This window comes from Cellulomonas sp. JH27-2 (assembly GCF_014837175.1).
Classification (GTDB): domain Bacteria; phylum Actinomycetota; class Actinomycetes; order Actinomycetales; family Cellulomonadaceae; genus Cellulomonas.
In genome coordinates this window covers 809,384-829,248 of sequence record NZ_JACYFR010000003.1, presented here as the reverse complement: position 1 = coordinate 829,248, position 19,865 = coordinate 809,384, and the positions used below count along the sequence as shown (strand labels likewise).

At 74.2% G+C, this 19,865-nt stretch carries 14 protein-coding genes; 3 read left to right on the top strand and 11 right to left on the bottom strand.

Features of this window, described 5'->3' with window-relative positions; translation table 11 throughout:
- Positions 1-469: 469 nt before the first annotated feature.
- From IC607_RS12815 to IC607_RS12805, 3 genes are read right to left on the bottom strand one after another with little or no spacing between them, the layout of a single operon-like run.
- Entirely contained in the window at positions 470-1,396 is a 927-nt protein-coding gene (locus IC607_RS12815) for a tetratricopeptide repeat protein (RefSeq protein ID WP_191787729.1), read from the bottom strand.
- A gap of 43 nt (positions 1,397-1,439) precedes the next feature.
- Positions 1,440-2,438: a hypothetical protein gene (locus tag IC607_RS12810; protein ID WP_191787728.1), complete on the bottom strand. Its 999-nt coding sequence runs from the start codon at positions 2,436-2,438 to the stop codon at positions 1,440-1,442.
- Positions 2,435-4,225, bottom strand: a complete 1,791-nt coding sequence (locus tag IC607_RS12805) for a hypothetical protein (protein ID WP_191787727.1) — start codon at positions 4,223-4,225, stop codon at positions 2,435-2,437. Before IC607_RS12805 ends, IC607_RS12810 begins: the two co-directional genes overlap by 4 nt.
- A gap of 199 nt (positions 4,226-4,424) precedes the next feature.
- On the opposite strand from IC607_RS12805, the gene IC607_RS12800 reads away from it, so the two are divergent.
- Positions 4,425-6,680 carry a hypothetical protein gene (locus tag IC607_RS12800; protein ID WP_370526199.1) on the top strand — a complete coding sequence of 752 codons (2,256 nt, stop codon included), beginning with the start codon at positions 4,425-4,427 and terminating at the stop codon, positions 6,678-6,680.
- Between the two features lie 37 nt (positions 6,681-6,717).
- The gene (locus IC607_RS12795) at positions 6,718-7,173 is read left to right on the top strand and encodes a hypothetical protein (RefSeq protein WP_191787726.1); all 456 of its coding nucleotides are present in this window, start codon (positions 6,718-6,720) and stop codon (positions 7,171-7,173) included.
- Between the two features lie 9 nt (positions 7,174-7,182).
- On the opposite strand, the gene IC607_RS12790 is transcribed toward IC607_RS12795, so the two are convergent.
- The 7 genes from IC607_RS12790 to IC607_RS12760 all read right to left on the bottom strand — a co-directional run bounded on the left by IC607_RS12790 (position 7,183) and on the right by IC607_RS12760 (position 16,205).
- Positions 7,183-7,962: an alpha/beta fold hydrolase gene (locus tag IC607_RS12790; RefSeq protein WP_191787725.1), complete on the bottom strand. Its 780-nt coding sequence runs from the start codon at positions 7,960-7,962 to the stop codon at positions 7,183-7,185.
- Entirely contained in the window at positions 7,959-8,831 is an 873-nt protein-coding gene (locus tag IC607_RS12785) for an alpha/beta hydrolase (protein WP_225224839.1), read from the bottom strand. The genes IC607_RS12790 and IC607_RS12785 overlap by 4 nt, the downstream gene beginning before the upstream one ends.
- Positions 8,832-8,950: 119 nt before the next feature.
- Entirely contained in the window at positions 8,951-9,787 is an 837-nt protein-coding gene (locus tag IC607_RS12780) for an HAD family hydrolase (RefSeq protein WP_191787724.1), read from the bottom strand.
- Positions 9,788-9,797: 10 nt separating this feature from the next.
- Positions 9,798-10,103, bottom strand: coding sequence for a hypothetical protein (locus IC607_RS12775; protein ID WP_191787723.1), 306 nt, complete (start codon positions 10,101-10,103; stop codon positions 9,798-9,800).
- Positions 10,104-10,190: 87 nt separating this feature from the next.
- Positions 10,191-11,639, bottom strand: a complete 1,449-nt coding sequence (locus tag IC607_RS12770) for a GH1 family beta-glucosidase (RefSeq protein ID WP_191787722.1) — start codon at positions 11,637-11,639, stop codon at positions 10,191-10,193.
- 182 nt (positions 11,640-11,821) lie between these two features.
- The gene (gene yicI / locus IC607_RS12765) at positions 11,822-14,098 is read right to left on the bottom strand and encodes an alpha-xylosidase (protein ID WP_191787721.1); all 2,277 of its coding nucleotides are present in this window, start codon (positions 14,096-14,098) and stop codon (positions 11,822-11,824) included.
- 58 nt (positions 14,099-14,156) lie between these two features.
- Positions 14,157-16,205: a beta-galactosidase gene (locus IC607_RS12760; RefSeq protein ID WP_191787720.1), complete on the bottom strand. Its 2,049-nt coding sequence runs from the start codon at positions 16,203-16,205 to the stop codon at positions 14,157-14,159.
- A 273-nt stretch (positions 16,206-16,478) separates the two neighbouring features.
- On the opposite strand from IC607_RS12760, the gene IC607_RS12755 reads away from it, so the two are divergent.
- Positions 16,479-17,486 (top strand): LacI family DNA-binding transcriptional regulator, encoded by a 1,008-nt coding sequence (locus IC607_RS12755; RefSeq protein WP_191787719.1) that lies wholly within the window; start codon positions 16,479-16,481, stop codon positions 17,484-17,486.
- Positions 17,487-17,494: 8 nt separating this feature from the next.
- Here IC607_RS12755 and IC607_RS12750 read toward each other — a convergent pair whose 3' ends face one another.
- The gene (locus IC607_RS12750; protein ID WP_191787718.1) at positions 17,495-19,861 is read right to left on the bottom strand and encodes a glycoside hydrolase N-terminal domain-containing protein; all 2,367 of its coding nucleotides are present in this window, start codon (positions 19,859-19,861) and stop codon (positions 17,495-17,497) included.
- Positions 19,862-19,865: the final 4 nt, after the last annotated feature.

The window sequence follows — 19,865 nt, the reverse complement described above, 5'->3', positions numbered from 1 at the left end:
ATATAAAGAACCGGCAACCCCACGGGGTGGGACCGATCCTTCAGTCTCAACCAAGACCCATCAAAGACAGGCCATATGGCATCGACTACTTGGCACACTGTTGAGTTCTCAAGGAACAGACGCGCATCCGTTTCGGCCTTTCGACCTGCCCGGAGGCAACCGTTCTAACTTAGCGGAGCCAGTCCCGCGCGTCAAACCGTCTTGTCAGGCGGTCTGTGCGGTGGGAGCCGAACTCCAGGTCTCCGATCGGCTCGAGGCGCACGAAGCACCTGCGAGGAAGATCGGGGGTGGCCGCCTGGGGGACTGGCCACCGGGTTCGATCCCTGGTGTCCGTTCCTCCCTGCCGGGCGACGAAGAGAACATTACGCAGGGCCGGCCGCTGCTGGCAAATCCCGGACGTGGTGACGGCCGCCACACCGCCCCGTGGCTCGCTGACCTGCACAGACGTGCTGGCTTGAGCCTCCGCGCGTCAGTACAGGGCGTTCGCCATCGCGCGTCGCGCTCGCACCACGCGCTCGTCCTCGGCGCCGACCACCTCGAACAGGTCGACGAGGCGCACGCGCACCTCGTCCGCCTTGGTGACCGCGAGCAGGTCGACGAGGCGCTCGAAGGCGTCCTCGACCTTCCCACCGAGCACGTCGAGGTCGGCGACCGCGAGCTGGGCTCCGATGTCCCGCGGCGAGTCGGCGGCAGCCTTGCGGACTGCCTGCAGATCGGCGTCGCGGGTGCGCACGAGGAGCTGGACCTGGGCCAGGCCGGCCCTCGCCAACGCGTCGCGCGGGTCCTCCCGCAGGGCCTGCTCGTACGCGGCCACCGCCGTCTCGAGGTCGTCGCGCTCGATCGCGTCGTAGGCGGCCTGGTGCAGCGGGGGCAGCTCGGGCTCCGGTGCGGGTTCCGGCGCAGCCTCGTCGGCTGCCGGCACGCGGCCCGTCACGCCGTTGGCCGCGGCGGCGGCGATCACCTGGTCGATCACGCCCCGGACCTGGTCGATCGGCGGCGCCCCCTGGTAGAGCGGGAGAGGCTGACCGGCCAGCACCGCGACCGTCGTCGGGACGGACTGCGCCTGGAAGGCCGCGGCGACCTGCGGGTTGGCCTCGGAGTCGATGCGTGCGAGCTGCCACGTACCGCCGTCCTGCTCGGCGAGCTGCGCGAGATCCGCGACCGCCTGCTTGCTCACGTCGCTCCACCCCGCCCACAGCACCACCACCACCGGGTAGCGGGTGGTGGCCTGGACCAGGTCGGGGAAACCTGCCTCGTCGACGTCGACCACGTACGCCGACCCCTGCGGCAGGCCGCCGGGCGTCCCGGGCGCGGGGGTCTTGGGGCGCGCGAGCGCGGACAGGTCGACGGCCCCGCGGACGTCGAGACGGGGCTGCGGGCCGGGGGGCTGCGTCATGGACGTTCCTTCTCTGCTGCGGATCGAGGCTCGGGGCCGAGCCTCAGGATGCCTTGGCCGCGGTGATCACGGACTCGAAGGCGAGCACGGACATCTTCTCGTCGGACCCCTTGCGCGGCACGTAGAGCACGACGATGTCGGTGGACGTCCGTACGAAGCTCTTCTTGGCGGTCTTCTTGCCCGACAGCGCCTGATAGAACTTGTCCGAGATCGGCACGGTCGCGCCGTCGAGCGTCAGGGTGGTCTTGGCGAGCGCCGTGAGCTGACCGACGACGATCGCTCCCCCGTCGATCGTGCCGAGGCTGACGACGGGGTCGCCCTCCGGCGTGTACGACTCGTCGTAGGTGCCCGAGCCCTTCACCGCCTTCTCGTTGCGGGAGCGCAGCGCCTCGATCTCGTCGCGCGACGCGTTGGGCTCGAAGGCGTCGTCGTGCGAGGACTTCTTGCCCTTCGTGAGGACGTCGGCGTACTGATCGATCGCGTCCTGCGGGCTGACCGTCAGCTCGTCGGAGTCGGGGGCGACGACCGGGCTGCCGACCTCGGGCTTGGCCGTCCGCGGCATCGACGTGCTGGGCAGCAGGCGCGACCAGCCCCACAGCTTGTACTGCGAGCGCGGCTCGTCCTGCCGCAGGACCAGGATGCGCGGCGCCTGCAGGTCGGCGGGCTGCTCGGTGACGACCAGCTGGGTACGCGGCCAGTCCTGCGTCCGCGGCACGATCGTCGCGGCCGCCGTGGTCGGCAGCGTCGTCGGGGCGCGGTCGCCGTCGGTCGCGTCGGCGCGCACGTACTCCGCGCCGCGCATCGACAGTGCCGGCTCCTCGACGCGCGGGTCGAGCAGGTCCTCGTCCAGCTTCTTGTCCGCCGCGGCCAGGACCGTCCCGAGGTCCTCGAGCACCCGGCCCGACTGGCCCGGGGTCAGCGCGGCGGGCGCGACGACGGGCGCCGGCGCCGGCGCCGGCGCCGGCACTGCCGGGGCGCACGCGGCAAGGGCGAGCGCGACGACGACCGCCGAGCCGGTCAGCGCGAAGGGACGGCGCCTCATCGGTCCACCTCCGTCGTCGAGCCGTCCTGGTCCGCCGGTGGGTCGTCCGGCTGGGCCGGCAGGCCCCAGGCGCGCCGCCAGGCGTCCGCGCGGGAGCCCGCCTGACCGGCGGGCGCGTCCGGGGCTGCCTCGTCGCCCGGTGCCGACGGCGTCGACTCGGGCGCGGGTGTCGGTGCGGGCGTCGGTGCGCCGGGCGCCAACCATGCCGGTCGGTGCGTGCCGCGTCCGGCATCGGCGGCAGGCGCACCGCCGGCCGTTCCCGTCCCACCAGGGGTGCCCGGCGTCGCGGCGTCCGTCCGGCCCTGCGTGCTCGCCGGGCCCGGGGCGGCGGGGGCGCCGTGCGTCGTCGACGGGACGGGGGTCCACCCGGTCGAGGGAATGGCCGCGGTCTGGGCCGACGAGAGGTCCGGGGCGGCGGGGCCGGTGGGAGGCTGCGCGGGCGGCTCGACCCGGCGGCGGCCCGCTCCGGACAGCCAGCCCGGGGCGGAGACGGTGCGCCGCGCGGACGTCGGAGGCTGCTGATCGCTCGGCAGCCCCTGCCCGGACGTTGCGCCGGACCCGCCGTCGGGCGCGCTCGCGGTGGGCCGTGCCTGGTCGGGTCGCGTCGGTGTGCCGGCCGCGACCGTGGGGATGGCACCGGTGCGCAGCGCGCGACGTGTCGTCGGGATGGCCGCCGTCGGCGCGGTTGCCGGGCTCGTGGCAGGCGACGGGGTGTCAGGCGACCCGGCGCCGACCCCTGGCTGGTCGTCGCGCGCTCGAGGGGGAGCCGACCCCGCGCCCTGGCTCGCGCGGTCGGCGGCACGCGCTGCGGCGACGCCCGTGCCGGCTGCGCCGGTGGCGGTGTGCTCCCGTACCGGCTCGGCGGCGGGCGTCGGTGCGGACGTCGGCGCCGGGACTCGCGGGACGGAACCCGTCCGCGGGCGGCCGCTGCGGGCCAGCTCGGCCTCGCGGAGCTGGCGACGTGTGAGCGGTGCGCCGTTCTCGCCGACGAGCGCGATGGTGCCGGTCGTGACGTCATGCCACTCGGGGTCCTGCGTCCCGGTCCGACGTCGGTACAGGTCGCGCCCCAGCAGAACGCCCGCGACGAGGATCATGAGCGAGCCCAGGATCACCAGCGGCCACAGCCAGGGCGTCGTCACGACGCGCGGCCACGACATCTGCAGGACCGGTGCCGCATCGCCCGTGCCCACCGCGATCAGGCTCCAGCGACCGTCCTGCGCCGGCCAGACGAGCTGCGCGCTGCCCTTGCCCGTCGCCTGGGCGACCCAGAGGTCCGAGTCCGTCGGGTCGGGGACGGCGGCGGCATCGGCCGCCGCGCCGGTCGCCGCGCTCTGCGAGGGGCTGGGCTTCGCCGACGCGCTGGGCTTCGCCGAGGCGCTGGGCTTCGGCGAGGCGCTGGGCTTGGCCGAGGACGTCGCGTCCGGCGACGCGTCGGCCGACGGCGCGGTCGTCCGGCTGCCCGCCGCGACTGCGTCGACGGCGAGGTCGTGCCAGCCGGACAGGCCCGTGATCTCGTCGTGCGCGTCCGACCCCACCCAGCCCTCGACGTCGTTCTCGCGACCGACAGCGAGCAGGACAGGGGCGCCGCCGGCGGTCGTCGCGCGGACGGTGACGGGGTCGCCGCCCAGCTCGAGCACACCGGGTGCGGTGGTGACGATGGCGCTTCCGGCGGGAGCGGTCGCGACCAGGACGTCGTCGGCCTTCCACACGGTCGCCGAGGCGACCCCGAGGCCGATGACGACCAGTCCGGCCACGCCGACGGAGGCCGTGATGACTCGTTGGGGCACGCAGGATCCTCTCGGGACGAGAACCCCAGGATAGGCAGAGGCGGCGCCGGAACCCGAACCGGGACGTCCGGGACGCGGGGCCCCAGGTCCTGGACCGACCCGTAGGCCGACCGCGTATCCTTTTCGCGGCTCCGAACTCGCGACGTGCCCCTCGCCCGAGGTCGCCCGCGCGGAGCCACCCGCACTGGAGGACCCACTCGTGCCCGAAGCCCGGCCCACGTTCCCTGTCGTCAACTTCCGCGGTTACGAGCGTGAAGCGGTCGATGCGCGGATCTCTGCCCTGGAGAGCGCGCTCGCGGAGACGCGGCAGCAGGTCGAGGCGCTCGACACCAAGGCGATGCAGGCCGCCGGCGAGCTGTCCGAGGCGCACCGCCAGCTGCGTGAGGCCGAGCGGCCGACGTACTCGGGCCTGGGGTCGCGCATCGAGCAGCTGCTGCGCTCGGCCGAGGAGCAGTCGTCCGACGTCGTCTCGCAGGCGAACGCGCAGGCGGCGGACTCGCTGGCCCGCGCCAAGCTGTCGGCCGGGCAGCTGCGTGCGCGCGCGGAGAACGAGGTCGCCGAGCTCATCGCGACCGCGCGCCGCGAGGCCGACGAGGTCCGCACGACCGCCGCGACCGAGGCGGAGAGCAACACCGCTGCCGCCCAGCGCCGCGCGGAGGAGCTCGTCGGGTCGGCCGAGCGCGAGGCGGCCCGCATCCAGTCGGCGATCACGACCGAGGAGAGCGAGCGCCGCTCGTCGCTCGAGCGCGAGCTCGGCACCCTGCGGGCCAGCGTCGAGCACGAGGCCACACAGCTGCGCGTCGCGACCGAGCGCACCGCGAGCGAGCTGCGCAACCGCGCGGAGGCCGAGACCACGGCCCAGCGCGAGGCCGCCGAGCGGTACGACCAGGACCTGCGCCAGCAGGCGGATGCCGACACGACGGCGCTGCGGCAGCAGACCGAGGCCGACGCCGCGACGCTGCGCGCCGACGCCGAGCGGGAGGTCGCCGAGCTTCGTCGGCAGGCCGCGCTCGAGATCGACGCCGCCCGCCAGCAGGCGGCGCAGGAGACGACGTCGCTGCGCGCGTCCGCGCAGGAGTTCGCCGACACGACCCGGGCCAACGCCGAGCGCGACGTCGCCGCGCTCCAGCAGCGCGTCGCCGCCGAGGTGGCCGCGCTGCGCACGGAGGCCGAGCAGTACGCCGGCTTCGTGCGTGCCACCGCGGACCGCGAGACCGGTGAGCTCCGCGCGACCACGGCCGACGAGCTCGCCGCCGCCCGATCCGACGCGGAGGCGACCGTCACCGCCATGCGCACCGAGGCCGAGCAGTACGCGGCCGACGTCCGTGCGACCGCGGACCGCGAGACGACCGAGCTGCGCGAGCGCACGGGTCACGAGGCCGACCACCTCCGCACGGTCACCGAGCGCGAGACGACCGAGCTGCGCGAGACGACCGACCGCGAGGCCGCCGAGCTGCGCGCGACGACCGACCGTGAGACGCGCGAGCTCGCCGAGCGCACGCGCCTGGACGCGGAGCGCGTGCTCACGGAGGCTCGTCGAGCGGCCAGCGAGAACGTCGCCAACGCCAAGGCTCGCGCGGACGAGCTGGTCGCGGAGGCCGAGCGCCGCCTGTCCGACGCCGACCTGTCGATCGCGTCGCGGCGCGAGCAGTCCGAGCGCGAGGACGCCGAGCGCCACGAGACCGCCCGCGCCGAGACCGAGCGCCTGGTGCAGGACGCCGAGGCGCACGCCGCCGAGGCCGAGGAGCGCGTGACCAAGGCGCTCGCGCAGGCCGAGAAGGTTCGCGTCGACGCCGAGGCCCAGGCCAAGGACCTGCTGTCCAACGCGCGCCGCAACGCCGACCGCGTGGTCGCCGAGGCGCGCGAGCACGCCGAGAAGCAGATCTCCGACGCCATGACCGAGTCCGAGCGCGAGCGCACCACCGCGACCCGGCAGGTCGAGGACCTCAACCGGCAGCGCGAGTCGATCACGACCTACCTCGACGAGCTCCGCAACCTCCTGGGCCACGACCCGGACCGCGCCGCCCTGGAGCGTGCGCGTCGTGCCGAGGCCGCGTTCAACAAGGAGCAGGAGAAGGACGCCACCCCGCCCGCCCGCCCGGCCGCGAAGCCCGCGGCGAAGGGCCGCACGACGAAGGCGCGTCCTGCGCCCGTCTCCGCGGCTGCCGCGGCGGCCAAGGACGAGGCACCCAAGGACGACGACCCGAAGCAGGCGCCGAAGGACGAGCCGGCGCAGGACGAGCCGGCGCAGGACGAGGTCGCGCAGGAGGACGTCGGCCAGGGCGAGCAGGCCACGGGTGCGGAGGGGGCTGCCGACTCGAACGCCGCCGACGTCGAGCCCACCGAGGCGTCGACCGATGCTGCCCCCGAGGCGGACGAGGACACGTCCGCGTCCGCTGCTCCCGAGGCGGGCGACGCGGACGCACGCGACGGCGAGCCCGCGTCGGCCCGCTGAGCGGCACCGGACCCGGCCGACCCGTCGTCGAGATGTCATGACCACGCCAGGTTCGAGCACACCGGGTTCGAGCACGCCGGGTGACGAGGCGGCCGCGTGGCGCGAGCAGCGGCGCGAGGCGGCCGCCGCCCACGCCGACGCGCTCGCACGGCGGCAGCAGGCCGAGTCGGCCCAGGCACGCGTCATGATCGCCGAGTTCGTCGCACGCGCGACGGCGGGCGGTCCGCCTGCGCAGCCGTTGCGTGCGCGGTCGTCGGACGGTCGCGCGCGGTACCGGACACCGCTGACCGGCTGGTACCTGCGGGTCGACGAGAGCGTCGGGGTGGACGTCGACGGCAACTTCTACGTGCTGCGCACGCACCCGAGCCTCGCGGCGCGCTGGCGTGGCGTGGAACCCGAGCCGTCGGACCCGCCGCTGGTCCTCGGCAAGGGTGGGCGCGACGGCGAGTCGCTCGACCTGCACGACGCGCTGGACCGCGTGCTGCGCGGCTGACGGCCCCCGTCAGGAAGGCTGCGACTCCGCGCGCTGGACGAGGTCGGCGAGGGCCGCGGCGACGTCGTCCGGCTGCTCGATGGCGGCCATGTGCCCGGCGTGCGGCACGACGACGAGCCGGGCGTGGGCCAGCGCCGCCAGCTGCTCGGCGCCCGCGGGCGGCGTGAGCTCGTCCTCGTCGCCCACGACGACCGTCACCGGGCCGGTGAACCGTGCCAGCACGTCGCCGCGGTCGGGGCGGGCGGCCATCGCCCGCTGCGACCAGGCGATGCCGGCCGGGACCTGGTCCTCGATCCACTCGGCGATCTGCGCCCCGACCGCGGGCCGCGTGGCGCGGGTGGTCGCGCCGACGAGCGTGCCCGACATCGGCCGCACCGGAGCGACGGTGTCGCCCCGCTCGGCCTCGTCCGCGATGCGCAGCCGGTTGGCGCGCGCCTCCGGGGCGTCCGCCGTGGACTTGGTGTCCACCAGGGCGAGCGCTGCGACGAGATCGGGGTGGCGCTCCGTGAGTGCCAGCGCGACGTAGCCGCCCATCGACATGCCGGCGACGACCGCGCGCCCGATCCCGGCCTCGGCCATCGCGGTCGCGACAGCGTCCGCCGACGCCTCGATCGACGGCTCCGGGAGGTCGTCGGCGTACCCGGGCGTCCCCGGCAGGTCCATCGCCAGCACGGGGTGGTCGCCCGGCAGGCCCGCGGCCACCGCGAGCCACATGCGGTGGTCGAGCGGGAAGCCGTGCAGCAGGACCAGGGGGACGCCCTCCCCCTCGCGGAACACGTGCAGGGTCATGCGTCCTCCTGGGCGTCGCCGCGTTCGTCGAGAAGCTCGTCGAGCGGACCGTTCGGACCGCCGCCCGAAGCCGCGGCTACCGCCGGGGTCAGCACGCCCACCGCGGTCTCGCTCGGCCCCTCCCACGTCGTCGGCAGGGGCGCGTGGCCCGGCAGGACGTGCGCGACGATCTCGTCGAGGACGCGCCGCACCGCGGGCTCCCCCACCCACAGGTGCTTGGCGCCGTCGACGCCGATCACCTCGGCCTGCGGGACGCGCGCGAAGCGACGCCGCGCCTCGTCGGGCCGCAGGTAGTCGTCGAGCTCGGGGACGAGCACGACGAGCGGCTTGCCGAACGCCGCCCACGCGTCGAGGTCGGCGTCGGTGGCGCGGTGCAGCGGCGGCGACAGCAGGATCGCACCCTCGATCGACGGGTCGCGCCCGTGCATCAGCGTCAGCTCGGTGCCGAAGGACCAGCCGACGAGCCACCGTCGAGGCAGGTCCCGGAACTCCGCGAGCTCGATCGCGGCGGCCACGTCGAACCGCTCGCCGACGCCCTCGTCGAACGCGCCCTCGCTGGTACCCCGCGGACTGGACGTGCCACGCGTGTTGAACCGCAGCACCGCCAGGTCCGCGAGCGCGGGCAGCCGCCACGACGCCTTGCGGTAGACGTGCGAGTCCATGTAGCCGCCGTGCGTGGGCAGCGGGTGCAGCGTGACGAGGGTCGCGGCCGGCGTGCGCGGCGTGCCGTCGACGTCGGCCGGGAGCGCCAGCTCGCCGACGAGCGTGAGGCCGTCGGCGGTGTGCAGCTCGACGTCCTCGCGGTACGCGGGCAGGACGGTCAGGGAGCGGATGGGGGTCGATGCCTCGTCGGCCGTGGAGGTGCTCATCACCTCGAGCCTATCGGCGCCCGTCGGCTGCGCCCCGCGGACCGAGACAGACCTGTACGGGTGAGACCGGCGTCTGCAGGGGTCTGCCTCACCCACAGACGCCTGTCTCGGCTGTCGGGTCAGGGGGTGGTCAGGGAGATCGCGTGCTCGAGGACCTGGGCGACGCCGTCGTCCGCGTTGGACGGGCACGTGTGGGTCGCGGCGGCGAGCACCTCGGGGAACGCGTTCGCGACGGCGAACGACGTGCCGGCCCAGGTGAGCATGGGCAGGTCGTTGGGGGCGTCGCCGCAGGCCCAGACGTCGTCGGGGCCGATGCCGCGGTCGGCCGCCCACCGTTCGAGCGTGACGGCCTTGGTGACGCCGGCGGCGGAGATCTCGCCCAGGCCCGGCGCGCCGGAGTCGGCGACGAGCGCCTCGTCGCCGATCACTCGCGCGACGCGCGCGGGGAACGTGTGGTCCCACGGGCCCGACGTGCGGACCAGGAGCTTGAGGGTCGAGTCCGTCAGGACCTCCTCGATCCGGTCCGCGGTCCGGCTCCCCGTCGGGACGACGTACGAGTCGGTGAACCCGGCCTCCTTGTCGAACCCGCCCGCGTGCTCCGCGGCGAAGTGGACCTGGTCGGCACCCCACGCGTCGCGCAGGAGGGTCACCACGCGGACGACGACGTCCGGTGCCATCCCCTGCTCCGCGACGACCACGTCCGCGCCGACGTCGAGCACCGCGGCCCCGTTGGAGCAGATCGCCACGCCGTGCCCCGCGACGTGGGCGGACAGCTCGCGCAACCGGCGCAGCGGCCGGGCCGAGACGAAGACGACCAGGATCCCCGCGCCGGCGGCGGCTCGCAGCGCGCGCTGCGTCCTCGGCGCGATCTCGCCGTCCGGGCCGAGCAGGGTGTTGTCGAGGTCGGTGGCGACCAGCCGCGGTGGCCTCGTCGGCCAGGGGGCACCATCGCTCACGCCGACCACGCTAGCGCCTCGTCGGCCCGCGCCTGCCGCGCGCCTGCCAGCAGGACGTGTGCCAGTGCCGGCGGTCGTCGAGAGCCTCGCCGAACAGCCCGTCGGACCGCCACGCGACGACGTGCGCCGTCCCCGGCACCAGCTCCTGGTCGCAGCCCGGGCACCGGAAGGTCCGGTCCGAGCCGCGCACGCGCTGGACGACCCACTCGCCGTCGTCGGCCGTCTCGTTGCGCCGCCCACCGGTGGCGAGGTCGACGTCGAGCGGCCGCACCTCCTGCGCGTACGGCCGCTTGGAGGACCGACGACCGCTGGGCATGCCCTCATCCTCCCCCACGCACGACAGCGTCCGAGCAACTGGTCGCTATCACGACCAGCTGCTCGGACGCTGGGGTGGTGCGAGGAGTCAGTCCGCCAGCGGGGTGATCTCCGTGGACGGGGCGATGGTGCGCGTCGCGACGAGGTTCGCGTACCAGAGGCCCGAGTCCTTGATGGTGCGGACCTGGGTGTCGTAGTCGACGTGCACGACGCCGAAGCGACGGTCGTAGCCGTAGGCCCACTCGAAGTTGTCCAGCAGCGACCAGACGAAGTAGCCGCGCACGTCGGCGCCGGCGTCCATCGCCTGACCGACGGCCTCCACGTGGTCGTGCAGGTAGTCGACGCGCTCCTGGTCGTGCACGCGACCGTCGACGACCGTGTCGTACCAGGCCGACCCGTTCTCGGTGATGGCGAGCGGCAGCGACGGGTAGCGCTTCGAGAGGTCGAGCAGGAGCTCGGTCAGGCCGAGGGGCTCGATGTTCCAGTCCATCGCGGTGTGCGGTCCGGGCTGCGGCAGGAACTCGACGTTCGTCGCGCCGACGAACGGCGTGTGCGGCGCCGACTTGTGCCCGTCCGGGCCCGGCTCACCGTTGCCCACGGCGGCCACGCCGCGCTTGACGCGGCCGGTCGAGTAGTAGTTGATGCCCAGCACCTCGAGCGGGACCTGGATGAGCTCGAGGTCGCCGTCCTGCACGAACGACCAGTCGGTGATGTGCGCGGTGTCCGCGAAGACCTCGGGCGGGTAGACGCCCTCGACGACCGGACGCAGGAACACCTCGTTGGCGATGGTGTCGATCTGGCGCTTGGCCTCGACGTCCTCCGGCGCGTCCGACGCGGCCCGCGTGACGTGGGTGTTGAGCGTGATCGAGATGGGCGTGTCCTGCCCCAGCACGTCCTTGATGGCGCGCGCCGCGAGGCCGTGGGCCAGGTTGAGGTGGTGGACGGCCTTGAGCGCGGCCTCGTCGTCCATGACGCCCGGGGCGTGCACGCCCGAGGCGTAGCCCAGGAACGCCGAGCACCACGGCTCGTTGAGCGTGGTCCACAGGAACACCTTGTCGCCGAGCGTCTCGGCGACCTTGCGGGCATAGTCGGCGAACAGGTACGCCGTCTCACGGTTGGCCCAGCCGCCCTCGTCCTCGAGGGGCTGCGGCAGGTCCCAGTGGTAGAGGGTGACGACCGGCTTGATGCCGGCGGCGAGGAGCTGGTCGACCAGGTCGACGTAGAAGTCGAGGCCCAGCTTGTTGAACTCGCCCGAGCCGGTGGGCTGGACGCGGGGCCACGCGATCGAGAAGCGGTAGGCCTGCAGGCCCAGCTTCTTCATGATGGCGACGTCCTGCGGCACGCGGTGGTAGTGGTCCACCGCGACGTCGCCCGTGTCACCGTTCAGGACCTTGCCCGGCGTGCGGGAGAAGGTGTCCCAGATGGAGGGCAGACGACCGTCCTCGTGGGCGGCGCCCTCGATCTGGTAGGACGCCGTGGCGGAGCCCCACAGGAAGTCGGGGGCGAACTGGCGGCCGGACGGCAGCGTCGTGGTCATGGATCCTCCGGTTGGGTCTTGCGCTCCGGCTCGGTGGCTCTGGCCCGTCGTCGGGCGGCACCGGTCGAAGCAGATCGAAACGATACGATACCTGCCGTGGAAACGCTCCCGCAACCGCCGGCGAGAACGCGCCCGAGCCAGGGCCCGACCACCGTGGGGGGTGGCCGGGCGCGCTCGGTGCCTCAGAGGTCGAGCGTGACGTCCTCGCTGCCGTCCTCGACGGTCACCGACGGTCCGCTCGGCTCGACGCTGACCGTCCACGCCCCTCGTGCGCCACGCGCCCGGACCCGCAGCTGGCCGCCACGTCGCTGCACGTCGAACGTCGCGCCCTCGCCACCGTCGAGTGCGGGGACGACGACCCGCGTGCTCGCGCCGTCCCCGAACCGGTACAGCCGCAGCGTGACGCCGTCGGCCCACGCGTAGTCGGGCCGGTCCACCTGCGCACCGAACGGGAGCACCGCCCCGGAGCACACGTACAGCGGCAGCGAGTCGAAGCCGTGCCGCTCGCGCACCCAGCGCGACCCCTCGACCTCCTCGCCCGTCAGCAACGACGTCCACGTGCCCGCCGGCAGGTACACGTCGACCTCGCCGCCGGCCGTGAAGACCGGCGCGACCAGCAGGTCGGGGCCGAGCATGTACTGGGTGTCGACGGTGGCCGCGGCCGGGTCGTCGGGGAACTCCAGCACCATGGGACGCATCACGGGGATGCCGTCGGTGTGCGCCTCGAGACCCAGCCGGGCGATGTACGGCATGAGCTGGTTCTTCAGGTGCGTGAAGCGGCGCGTCACGTCGACGGCCTCGTCGTCGAACGCCCACGGCACCCGGTAGGAGTCCGAGCCGTGCAGGCGGCTGTGCGACGACAGCAGGCCGAATGCCAGCCAGCGCTTGAACACCGCCGGGTCCGGCGTGCCCTCGAACCCGCCGATGTCGTGCGACCAGAAGCCGAAGCCCGACGACGCGAGCGACAGTCCGCCGCGCAGCGACTCCGCCATCGACACGAACGTCGACTCGCAGTCGCCACCCCAGTGCACCGGGAACTGCTGGCCGCCGGCCGTGGCCGAGCGGGCGAACAGCACGGCCTCGCCCTCGCCGCGCTCGGCGGTGAGCAGGTCGAACACGCAGCGGTTGTAGAGGTGCGTGTAGTAGTTGTGCATCCGCTCCGGGTCGGAGCCGTCGTGCCAGACGACGTCGGTGGGGATGCGCTCGCCGAAGTCGGTCTTGAACGCGTCGACGCCCTGGCCGAGCAGCCGGCGCAGGTGCCCGGCGAACCACGCCGCCGCGTCGGGGTTGGTGAAGTCGACCAGGCCCATGCCCGCCTGCCACTGGTCGGTCTGCCACACCGACCCGTCGGCGCGCGTCACCAGGTAGCCGGCGGCCTTGCCCTCCTCGAACAGCACGGACCGCTGCGCGATGTACGGGTTGATCCACACGCAGACCTTCAGGCCCTTGGCGTGCAGGCGCTGGAGCAGCCCCTCCGGGTCCGGGAACGTCGCCGGGTCCCAGACGAAGTCGCTCCAGTGGAACGCCCGCATCCAGAAGCAGTCGAAGTGGAAGACCGACAGCGGCAGCCCGCGCTCGGCCATGCCGTCGACGAAGGACATCACGGTGTCCTCGTCGTAGCTCGTCGTGAACGACGTCGACAGCCACAGGCCGTACGACCACGCCGGCAGCCGTGCCGGGCGGCCGGTCATCGCGGTGTAGCGACGCAGGACGTCCTTCGGCGTCGGCCCGTGGATGACGTAGTACTGCAGCACCTGCCCCTCGACCGAGAACTGGGTGCGCGAGACCGCCTCCGAGCCGACCTCGAACGAGACGTGCCCGGGGTGGTCGACGAACACGCCGTAGCCCGCGTCCGACAGGTAGAACGGCACGTTCTTGTAGGCCTGCTCGGACGACGTCCCGCCGTCGGCGTTCCAGATGTCGACGGACTGCCCGTTCTTGACGAACGCGCCGAACCGCTCCCCCAGGCCGTACACGTGCTCGCGCACCCCGAGGCCGAGCTGCTCGTGCACGTACGAGCGCCCGTCGCCGTCCGTGATGATGCCGATGCTGCGGGCCGACGACGAGGTCAGCGACCGGCCGGCCGCCGTGAGGTCGACGCCCCACGGGCCGCTCGTGCGGACGGTCGCCGTCAGCGAGCCGGAGTGCAGCGACGCGGTGGCGCTCCCCGCGTCGACCTCGACCTTGACGTCCGGCGACGACGACGCGAGCTCGAAGTGCGGGCCGGGGTCGACACCGCCCTGGAAGTGCTCGATGCGGACGCCGATGACGTCTTCCATGGGCGACGTGAACGTCACGGTGACGAGCGGGCGGTTGAGCGTGTCGCCGCGCGTCGTGACGGGTGCCGTCGACGACCACACGGTGAGCGTGTCGTCGTCGGCGCGCACGTCCACGACGTCAGCCGGGCGCAGGATCTGCACCCCCGGTGCGGGGAGCCAGTAACCGTCGGTGAACTTCATCGTGCCGCCTTCTGTGGACGCGTGCTGGGACGAGCTGTCGAGAGGATGCGTGGGGCGCTCACTCGTCGCCTCCTGAGGTCTGGTCGGTCTGGTCGGTCCCGTCGGCGGGCCGCAGGCCGCACAGCGCCAGCGCGCCCCCGGCCGGGAGGGTCGGACGGCGGCCCACGAGCGCGCCCGCGAGCAGGTCGCGGACGTCGTCCGCGTGCGCGCCCAGGTCGAGCACGACGTCCCGCGACGTCGGGTTCAGGGCGAGCAGCACGTCGCCGCGCACCGCGACCTCGACGCCGTCGGGGACGTGCTCGAGCGGGGCCGTGACGCCGGCGTCGGCCGCGCAGTCGAGGACGATCCGCTCGAGGATCTCGTCGGGGACGACCGCGCTCACGTACCAGGCCGCGCCGTCCCCGTCCGCCCGACGAAGGACGCACGGGTCGCCGTCCAGGTCGCCGCCGCCGTACGTGGCGAGGACCTCGGCGCCGCGCGCGTCGACGAGCTCGGACCAGACCGAGGCACGGAAGTCGCCGTACCGCTCGCCGCGGACCGGGGCGCCGTCGTCCGGCAGGGGGCGCCACTCCTGGCCCGCGACGCCGAGCACCTGCGTCCACGGCGCGGGGAACGGCCCGGTGCGCACGCGTGTGGTCGCGTCCATGACCGCGCTGAACGGGCCGACGAGCAGCGCACCGCCTCGCTCGACGACGGCCGCGATCGCCGCCGCGTCGTCGTCGGACACCAGGGGCAGCGCGGGCAAGACGACGAGGTCGTAGCCGGTCAGGTCCGCGCTCGGCGGCACGACGTCGGTGGCGATGCCGGCCCGCCACAGCGGCCGGTGGTACGCCTCGAGCTGGTCCAGGACACGCAGCCGGTCGCTGGGACGCGCGGGCAGCGACCCCGCCCACAGCGACGGCCAGTCGAACACGAGCGCGACGCGGGCCCGGACCGGCGCGCCGGCGACCGACCGCAGCGCCTCGAGCCCGCGGCCCTGCGCCTGCACCGCGCGGTGCAGGCGCGTGTCCGGGCCGGCGTGCGGCAGGAGCGCCGAGTGGAAGCTCTCCGCGCCCGCGCTCGACGCCCGCCACTGGAAGTAGCAGATGCCGTCTGCGCCGTGCGCGACCGCCCGCAACGAGTCGTGCCACATCTGCGTCGTGGTCTTGGGCACGTTGTGCGGCCGCCAGTTCACGCCGCCCGCGGCCTGCTCCATGAGCAGCCAGGGTGCGCCGCGTCCGACGCCGCGCGTGAGGTCGTGGGTCAGCGCCGAGCGCGCCGGGCTGGTCGGGTCCTGCGGGTCGCCGTAGTGGTCGTCGGCCACCACGTCGAGGTCGTCGGACCAGGAGTGCTGGTCGACTCCCGAGAAGAAGCCCATGAAGTTGGTGGTCACCGGCGTGTCCCCCACGGCGCGCAGGACCTCCGCCTGCGCGCGGTACACGCTGCGCATCTGGTCGGACGTGAACCGCTGGAAGTCGACGCTCTGGGCGGGGTTGTGCAGGTACGGCACGGCGCGCGGCGGGACGATCTCGGACCAGTCCCGGTAGCGCTGGCTCCAGAAGGCCGTGCCCCAGGCCTCGTTGAGCGCGTCGACGTCGCCGTAGCGCCGCGCGAGCCACGTGCGGAACTCCGCCGCGCACAGGTCGCACCAGCAGGTCTGACCGAACTCGTTGCCGACGTGCCACAGGGCGAGCGCCGGGTGGTCGGCGTAGCGCTGTGCGAGGGCGGACGCGATGCGCACCGCGTGCTCGCGGTAGGCGGGCGCGCTGGGGCACCAGTGGTTGCGCGACCCGACGCTCATCCGCACGCCCCGTGCGTCGACCGCGCTCGTCTCGGGGTGCAGTGCGGCGAGCCACGGCGGGGCGGAGGCGGTGGGCGTCGCGAGGTCGACCGCGATGCCGGCGCCGTGCAGCAGGTCGAGCACCTCGTCGAGCCATTCCCAGGCGTACTCGCCGGGCGACGGCTCCAGGAGCGACCACGAGAACACACCGACGGTGACGAGGTTGACGCGCGCAGCGCGCATCAGCTCGATGTCCTCGCGCCACACCTGCGGCGACCACTGCTCGGGGTTGTAGTCGCCCCCGTACAGCAACCCGTTTCGCGCGGTCAGCGCGTCCAGCCCACTCATCGCGACCTCCGGTCTGTCGGGTGGGCGTCGCATGCCCGTCGAGCCACGCACGCGGCGATCGCGGGCCACGTCGCCCGGATCGTCGAAGCGCTTCAACTGCGTGACGAGTCCGATGGTAGTCAGACCAGATCGACGGTGTCCACAAGCCTCGCGTCTACACAGGCCGCGCAACGACGAGAGCGTGACGAAGCCGTCGAACGCGAATCGAACCGCTTGGTCGACGGGCGTGTCGACGTACCGATTTCCGAGCCGCCCGACCGCTACACTCCGGCCATGGCCACGATCGCCGATGTCGCAGAGCTCGCGGGTGTCTCGTCGTCCACCGTCAGCTACGTCCTGTCCGGCAAACGCCCCATCTCCGCGGCGACCCGCGCACGCGTCGAGCGCGCGATCCGCGACCTGGGCTTCAGCCCGCACGCCGGAGCGCGGGCGCTGGCGACCAACAAGACCAACGTGCTGGGCCTGGTGGTCCCGCTGCGCGCGCTGGAGTCCAACTCCGCGGTCGTCATGGAGATCGTCACGGGCGTGATCACCGCCGCGCGCGAGAACGACGACGACGTCCTGGTGCTGACCGACGAGGACGTCGCCGACATCCACCGCCTCGCGGCCGGGTCGCGCGTCGACGCGCTGATCCTCATGGACATCGAGCGTCAGGACCCCCGCCTGCCCGTCCTCGCCGCGCTGCGCCAGCCGTCGATCCTCGTCGGCGTGCCCAGCGACGCGCAGGGGCTGTCCTGCGTCGACCTCGACTTCACCGCCGCCGGCCGGCTGGCCGCGGCGCACCTGGCCGACCACGGCCACCGCAGCATCGCGCTGCTCGGTGCCCCGGAGAGCGCCATCGCCCGGCACGCCAACTACGCCGTCCGCATCATCGACGGGTTCCGCACCGAGGCCGGCCGCCTGGGCATGCGGCACACCGTGGTGCCCAGCGAGCCGTCGTACCCGCAGGCCGCCGCGGCCGTCGCCCGGGCACGCACCGAGGTGGACGACCTCACCGCGATCGTCGTGCACAACGAGGCCGCGATGCCCGGGGTGCTCGAGGCGCTCGCGCGCGAGGGGCTGCGCGTCCCCGACGACATCTCCGTGCTGGCCGTCAGCCCGTCGAGCCTGGCCTCGCACCTGCCCGTCCCGCTCTCCGTGATCGACGTGCCCAGCGTGGAGATCGGCCGCACGGCCGTCTCGATGGCGGTCGAGCGGCAGGACGGCGCGAAACCCGTCGAGACGCGGCTGCTCGCTCCCGTCCTCACCGAGCACGGGAGCTGCGGGGCACCCGCGGCCTGAGCGGGCGGTCACGCTCGCCCCACCAGGTCGGGCGTGGCCAGGGTCGCGTCGAGGCGCACCGGGCGGCCGGCTGCGAGCCGGACCGTGCACGTGCGGTCAGCCAGGCGTACCTCGCGGGTCTGGTCGACGTCCGGGTGCAGCGCCGCCTCGACCAGCGCACCGTGCTCCCATCGCAGGTCCACCGACAGACCGCCGCGGACCCGCAGCCCGCGCGCCTCACCGTCGGGCCACTGCGGCGGGAGCGCCGGCAGCAGGCGCAGCTGCGTCCTGCTCGACCCGACGAGCGCCTCGACCATCGCCGCGACCAGGCCCAGGTTGCCGTCCACCTGGAACGGCGGGTGGGTGGAGAACAAGTTGGGGAGCAGGCCACCGGCCCACGGTCCGTCCGGCTGCTCCGGCGCACGCACCAGCGCACCGGCGAGCACGTCGCCGACGCCGGGCCCGTCGCCGAGGCGCGCGTGCAGCGCCGCCTTCCACGCCATCGACCAGCCCGTCGATCCGGGCCCGCGAGCGGCCAGGCTGCGGGCGGCAGCGCCGGCGAGCGCGGGCGTGCGCTCGACGTCGATCTGGCCCAGGGGGTAGAGCCCGACGAGGTGGGACAGGTGGCGGTGGTGCGGGTCCTGCGCCGGGGCGTCGTCGGGCCACTCACGCAGCAGACCGTCCGGACCGACCGACGGGTGCGGGAGCAGCGCGAGCGCCGCCGCGCACTCGTCGGCCACGTCCTGGCCGAGGCCCAGGACGGCCGCGGCCTCGACGACGTGCTCGAGCAGGTCGCGGGTCAGCGCGACGTCCATCGTCGAGCCCGCGCACAGCGCGACCGCGCGGCCGCCGCGCAGCCGGGCGTTCTCCGGGGACGTCGAAGGGTGCGGCACCAGGCCGCCCGCACCGTCGGGCCGCAACCAGTCCAGGCAGAACTGCGCCGCACCCACCATCAGCGGCCACGCCACGTCGCGGAGGAACGCACGATCGAGCGTGTGCTCGTAGCGGTCCCACAGGTGCCGGCACAGCCACGGGCCGCCCGACCACCACGACGCCCACGCCGGGTCGCCGTGGCCGCCGCCCACCGGAAGCGCCCAGCCCCACACGTCGGAGTTGTGGTGCGCGACCCAGCCGCGGCAGCCATACAGGTCACGCGCCACCGCGGTGCCCTGCTCCGCGAGCAGCCCCAGGTGGTCGAAGAGGGCGTCGTGGCACGACGAGAGGCCGGCGGACTCGGCCGCCCAGTACGCCATCTCGAGGTTGATGTTGAGCGTGTAGGCGCTGGACCACGGGGGCTGCAGGTCCTGGTTCCACAGCCCCTGGAGCGTCACGGGCGGCGAGCCGGGCCGTGACGAAGCCAGCAGCAGGTAGCGGCCGAACGCGAACACCGCCTGCGCGAGAGCCGGCTGCGGCGCCTCGTCGAGCGCGGACGGCAGGAGGAGGTCGACGGGCGGGCCGAGGCGCAGGCTCGTCCCGCCGAGCCGGTCGGCGTGCTCGCGGGTGTGGTCGCGCTCCGCCGCGTCACCGGCGGCGCGGTCCGTCGGCAGAGCACGGGTGGCACGGGCGGACGTCTCGGCCTGCACGACGGCCACGGGGCGCAGCGGCCCTGAGGCCGGCCACGGCGAGGTGGTCCCCGTGATCAGCACCAGCTCGATCCACGTCGCACCGTCGACGACGAGCTGCTCCCCGTCGACGGCGGAGGTTCCGTCCGTCGAGACGAGCTGCACCGCGACGCCCGTCAGCCCCTCCCCCGGCGCACCGTGCGTGACGCCCGGCGCGAGCGGCTCGTGGGTCGGCGACACGTCGACGGGCAGGTCGACGCGGACGCGACGGCCGACTACGCGCCCGTCGCGCAGGCCCTGGCCGTGCAGCGGGTGCGGGCTGGTGAGCGCGGCCGACCAGCGGAACCGTCCGCCGGTCGCCTGCCACCGCCCGTGCAGGGCGCCGTCGAGCGCGGAGGTGAACCACGTCGCCGTGATCTCGCGGCCCGCGTCGACAAGCCGCTCGCTGACGACGCCCGTCGCCAGGTCGAGCGTGCGCCCGGCGTACCGGAGTCCGGGCTGCACGCTCACCGTGAGGTCGACGAACGGCTGGTACGCCTGAGCCCAGGGGCCCTGGAACCGCTGGGCCAGTCGGACCGCGTCGCCGTCGCGCCCCTCGTCGAGCGACGTGCGCAGGTCGTCGAGCGTTCCCGGACCCACGCCGGCGGCCATCAGCTCCGCGAGCGCGGTAGCCGGTCCGTCCGGGCGACCCGACCACGCGGTCGCGTCGTTGACCTGGACCCGCGCGGCCTCGACGCCACCGTGGACCATGGCGCCGAGGCGCCCGTTGCCCAGCGGGAACGCCTCCTCCCACCGCCGCGCCGGCTCGGCGAAGCGCAGCACGTCCGACGACATTTCG

Coding starts and splice junctions, on each gene's coding strand:
- IC607_RS12815 (WP_191787729.1), bottom strand. CDS start 1,396: ATGACGCAGCCCCCCGGCCCGCAGCCCCGTCTCGACGTCCGCGGGGCC.
- IC607_RS12810 (WP_191787728.1), bottom strand. CDS start 2,438: ATGAGGCGCCGTCCCTTCGCGCTGACCGGCTCGGCGGTCGTCGTCGCG.
- IC607_RS12795 (WP_191787726.1), top strand. CDS start 6,718: ATGACCACGCCAGGTTCGAGCACACCGGGTTCGAGCACGCCGGGTGAC.
- IC607_RS12790 (WP_191787725.1), bottom strand. CDS start 7,962: ATGACCCTGCACGTGTTCCGCGAGGGGGAGGGCGTCCCCCTGGTCCTG.
- IC607_RS12785 (WP_225224839.1), bottom strand. CDS start 8,831: ATGAGCACCTCCACGGCCGACGAGGCATCGACCCCCATCCGCTCCCTG.
- IC607_RS12775 (WP_191787723.1), bottom strand. CDS start 10,103: ATGCCCAGCGGTCGTCGGTCCTCCAAGCGGCCGTACGCGCAGGAGGTG.
- IC607_RS12770 (WP_191787722.1), bottom strand. CDS start 11,639: ATGACCACGACGCTGCCGTCCGGCCGCCAGTTCGCCCCCGACTTCCTG.
- yicI (WP_191787721.1), bottom strand. CDS start 14,098: ATGAAGTTCACCGACGGTTACTGGCTCCCCGCACCGGGGGTGCAGATC.
- IC607_RS12760 (WP_191787720.1), bottom strand. CDS start 16,205: ATGAGTGGGCTGGACGCGCTGACCGCGCGAAACGGGTTGCTGTACGGG.
- IC607_RS12755 (WP_191787719.1), top strand. CDS start 16,479: ATGGCCACGATCGCCGATGTCGCAGAGCTCGCGGGTGTCTCGTCGTCC.
- IC607_RS12750 (WP_191787718.1), bottom strand. CDS start 19,861: ATGTCGTCGGACGTGCTGCGCTTCGCCGAGCCGGCGCGGCGGTGGGAG.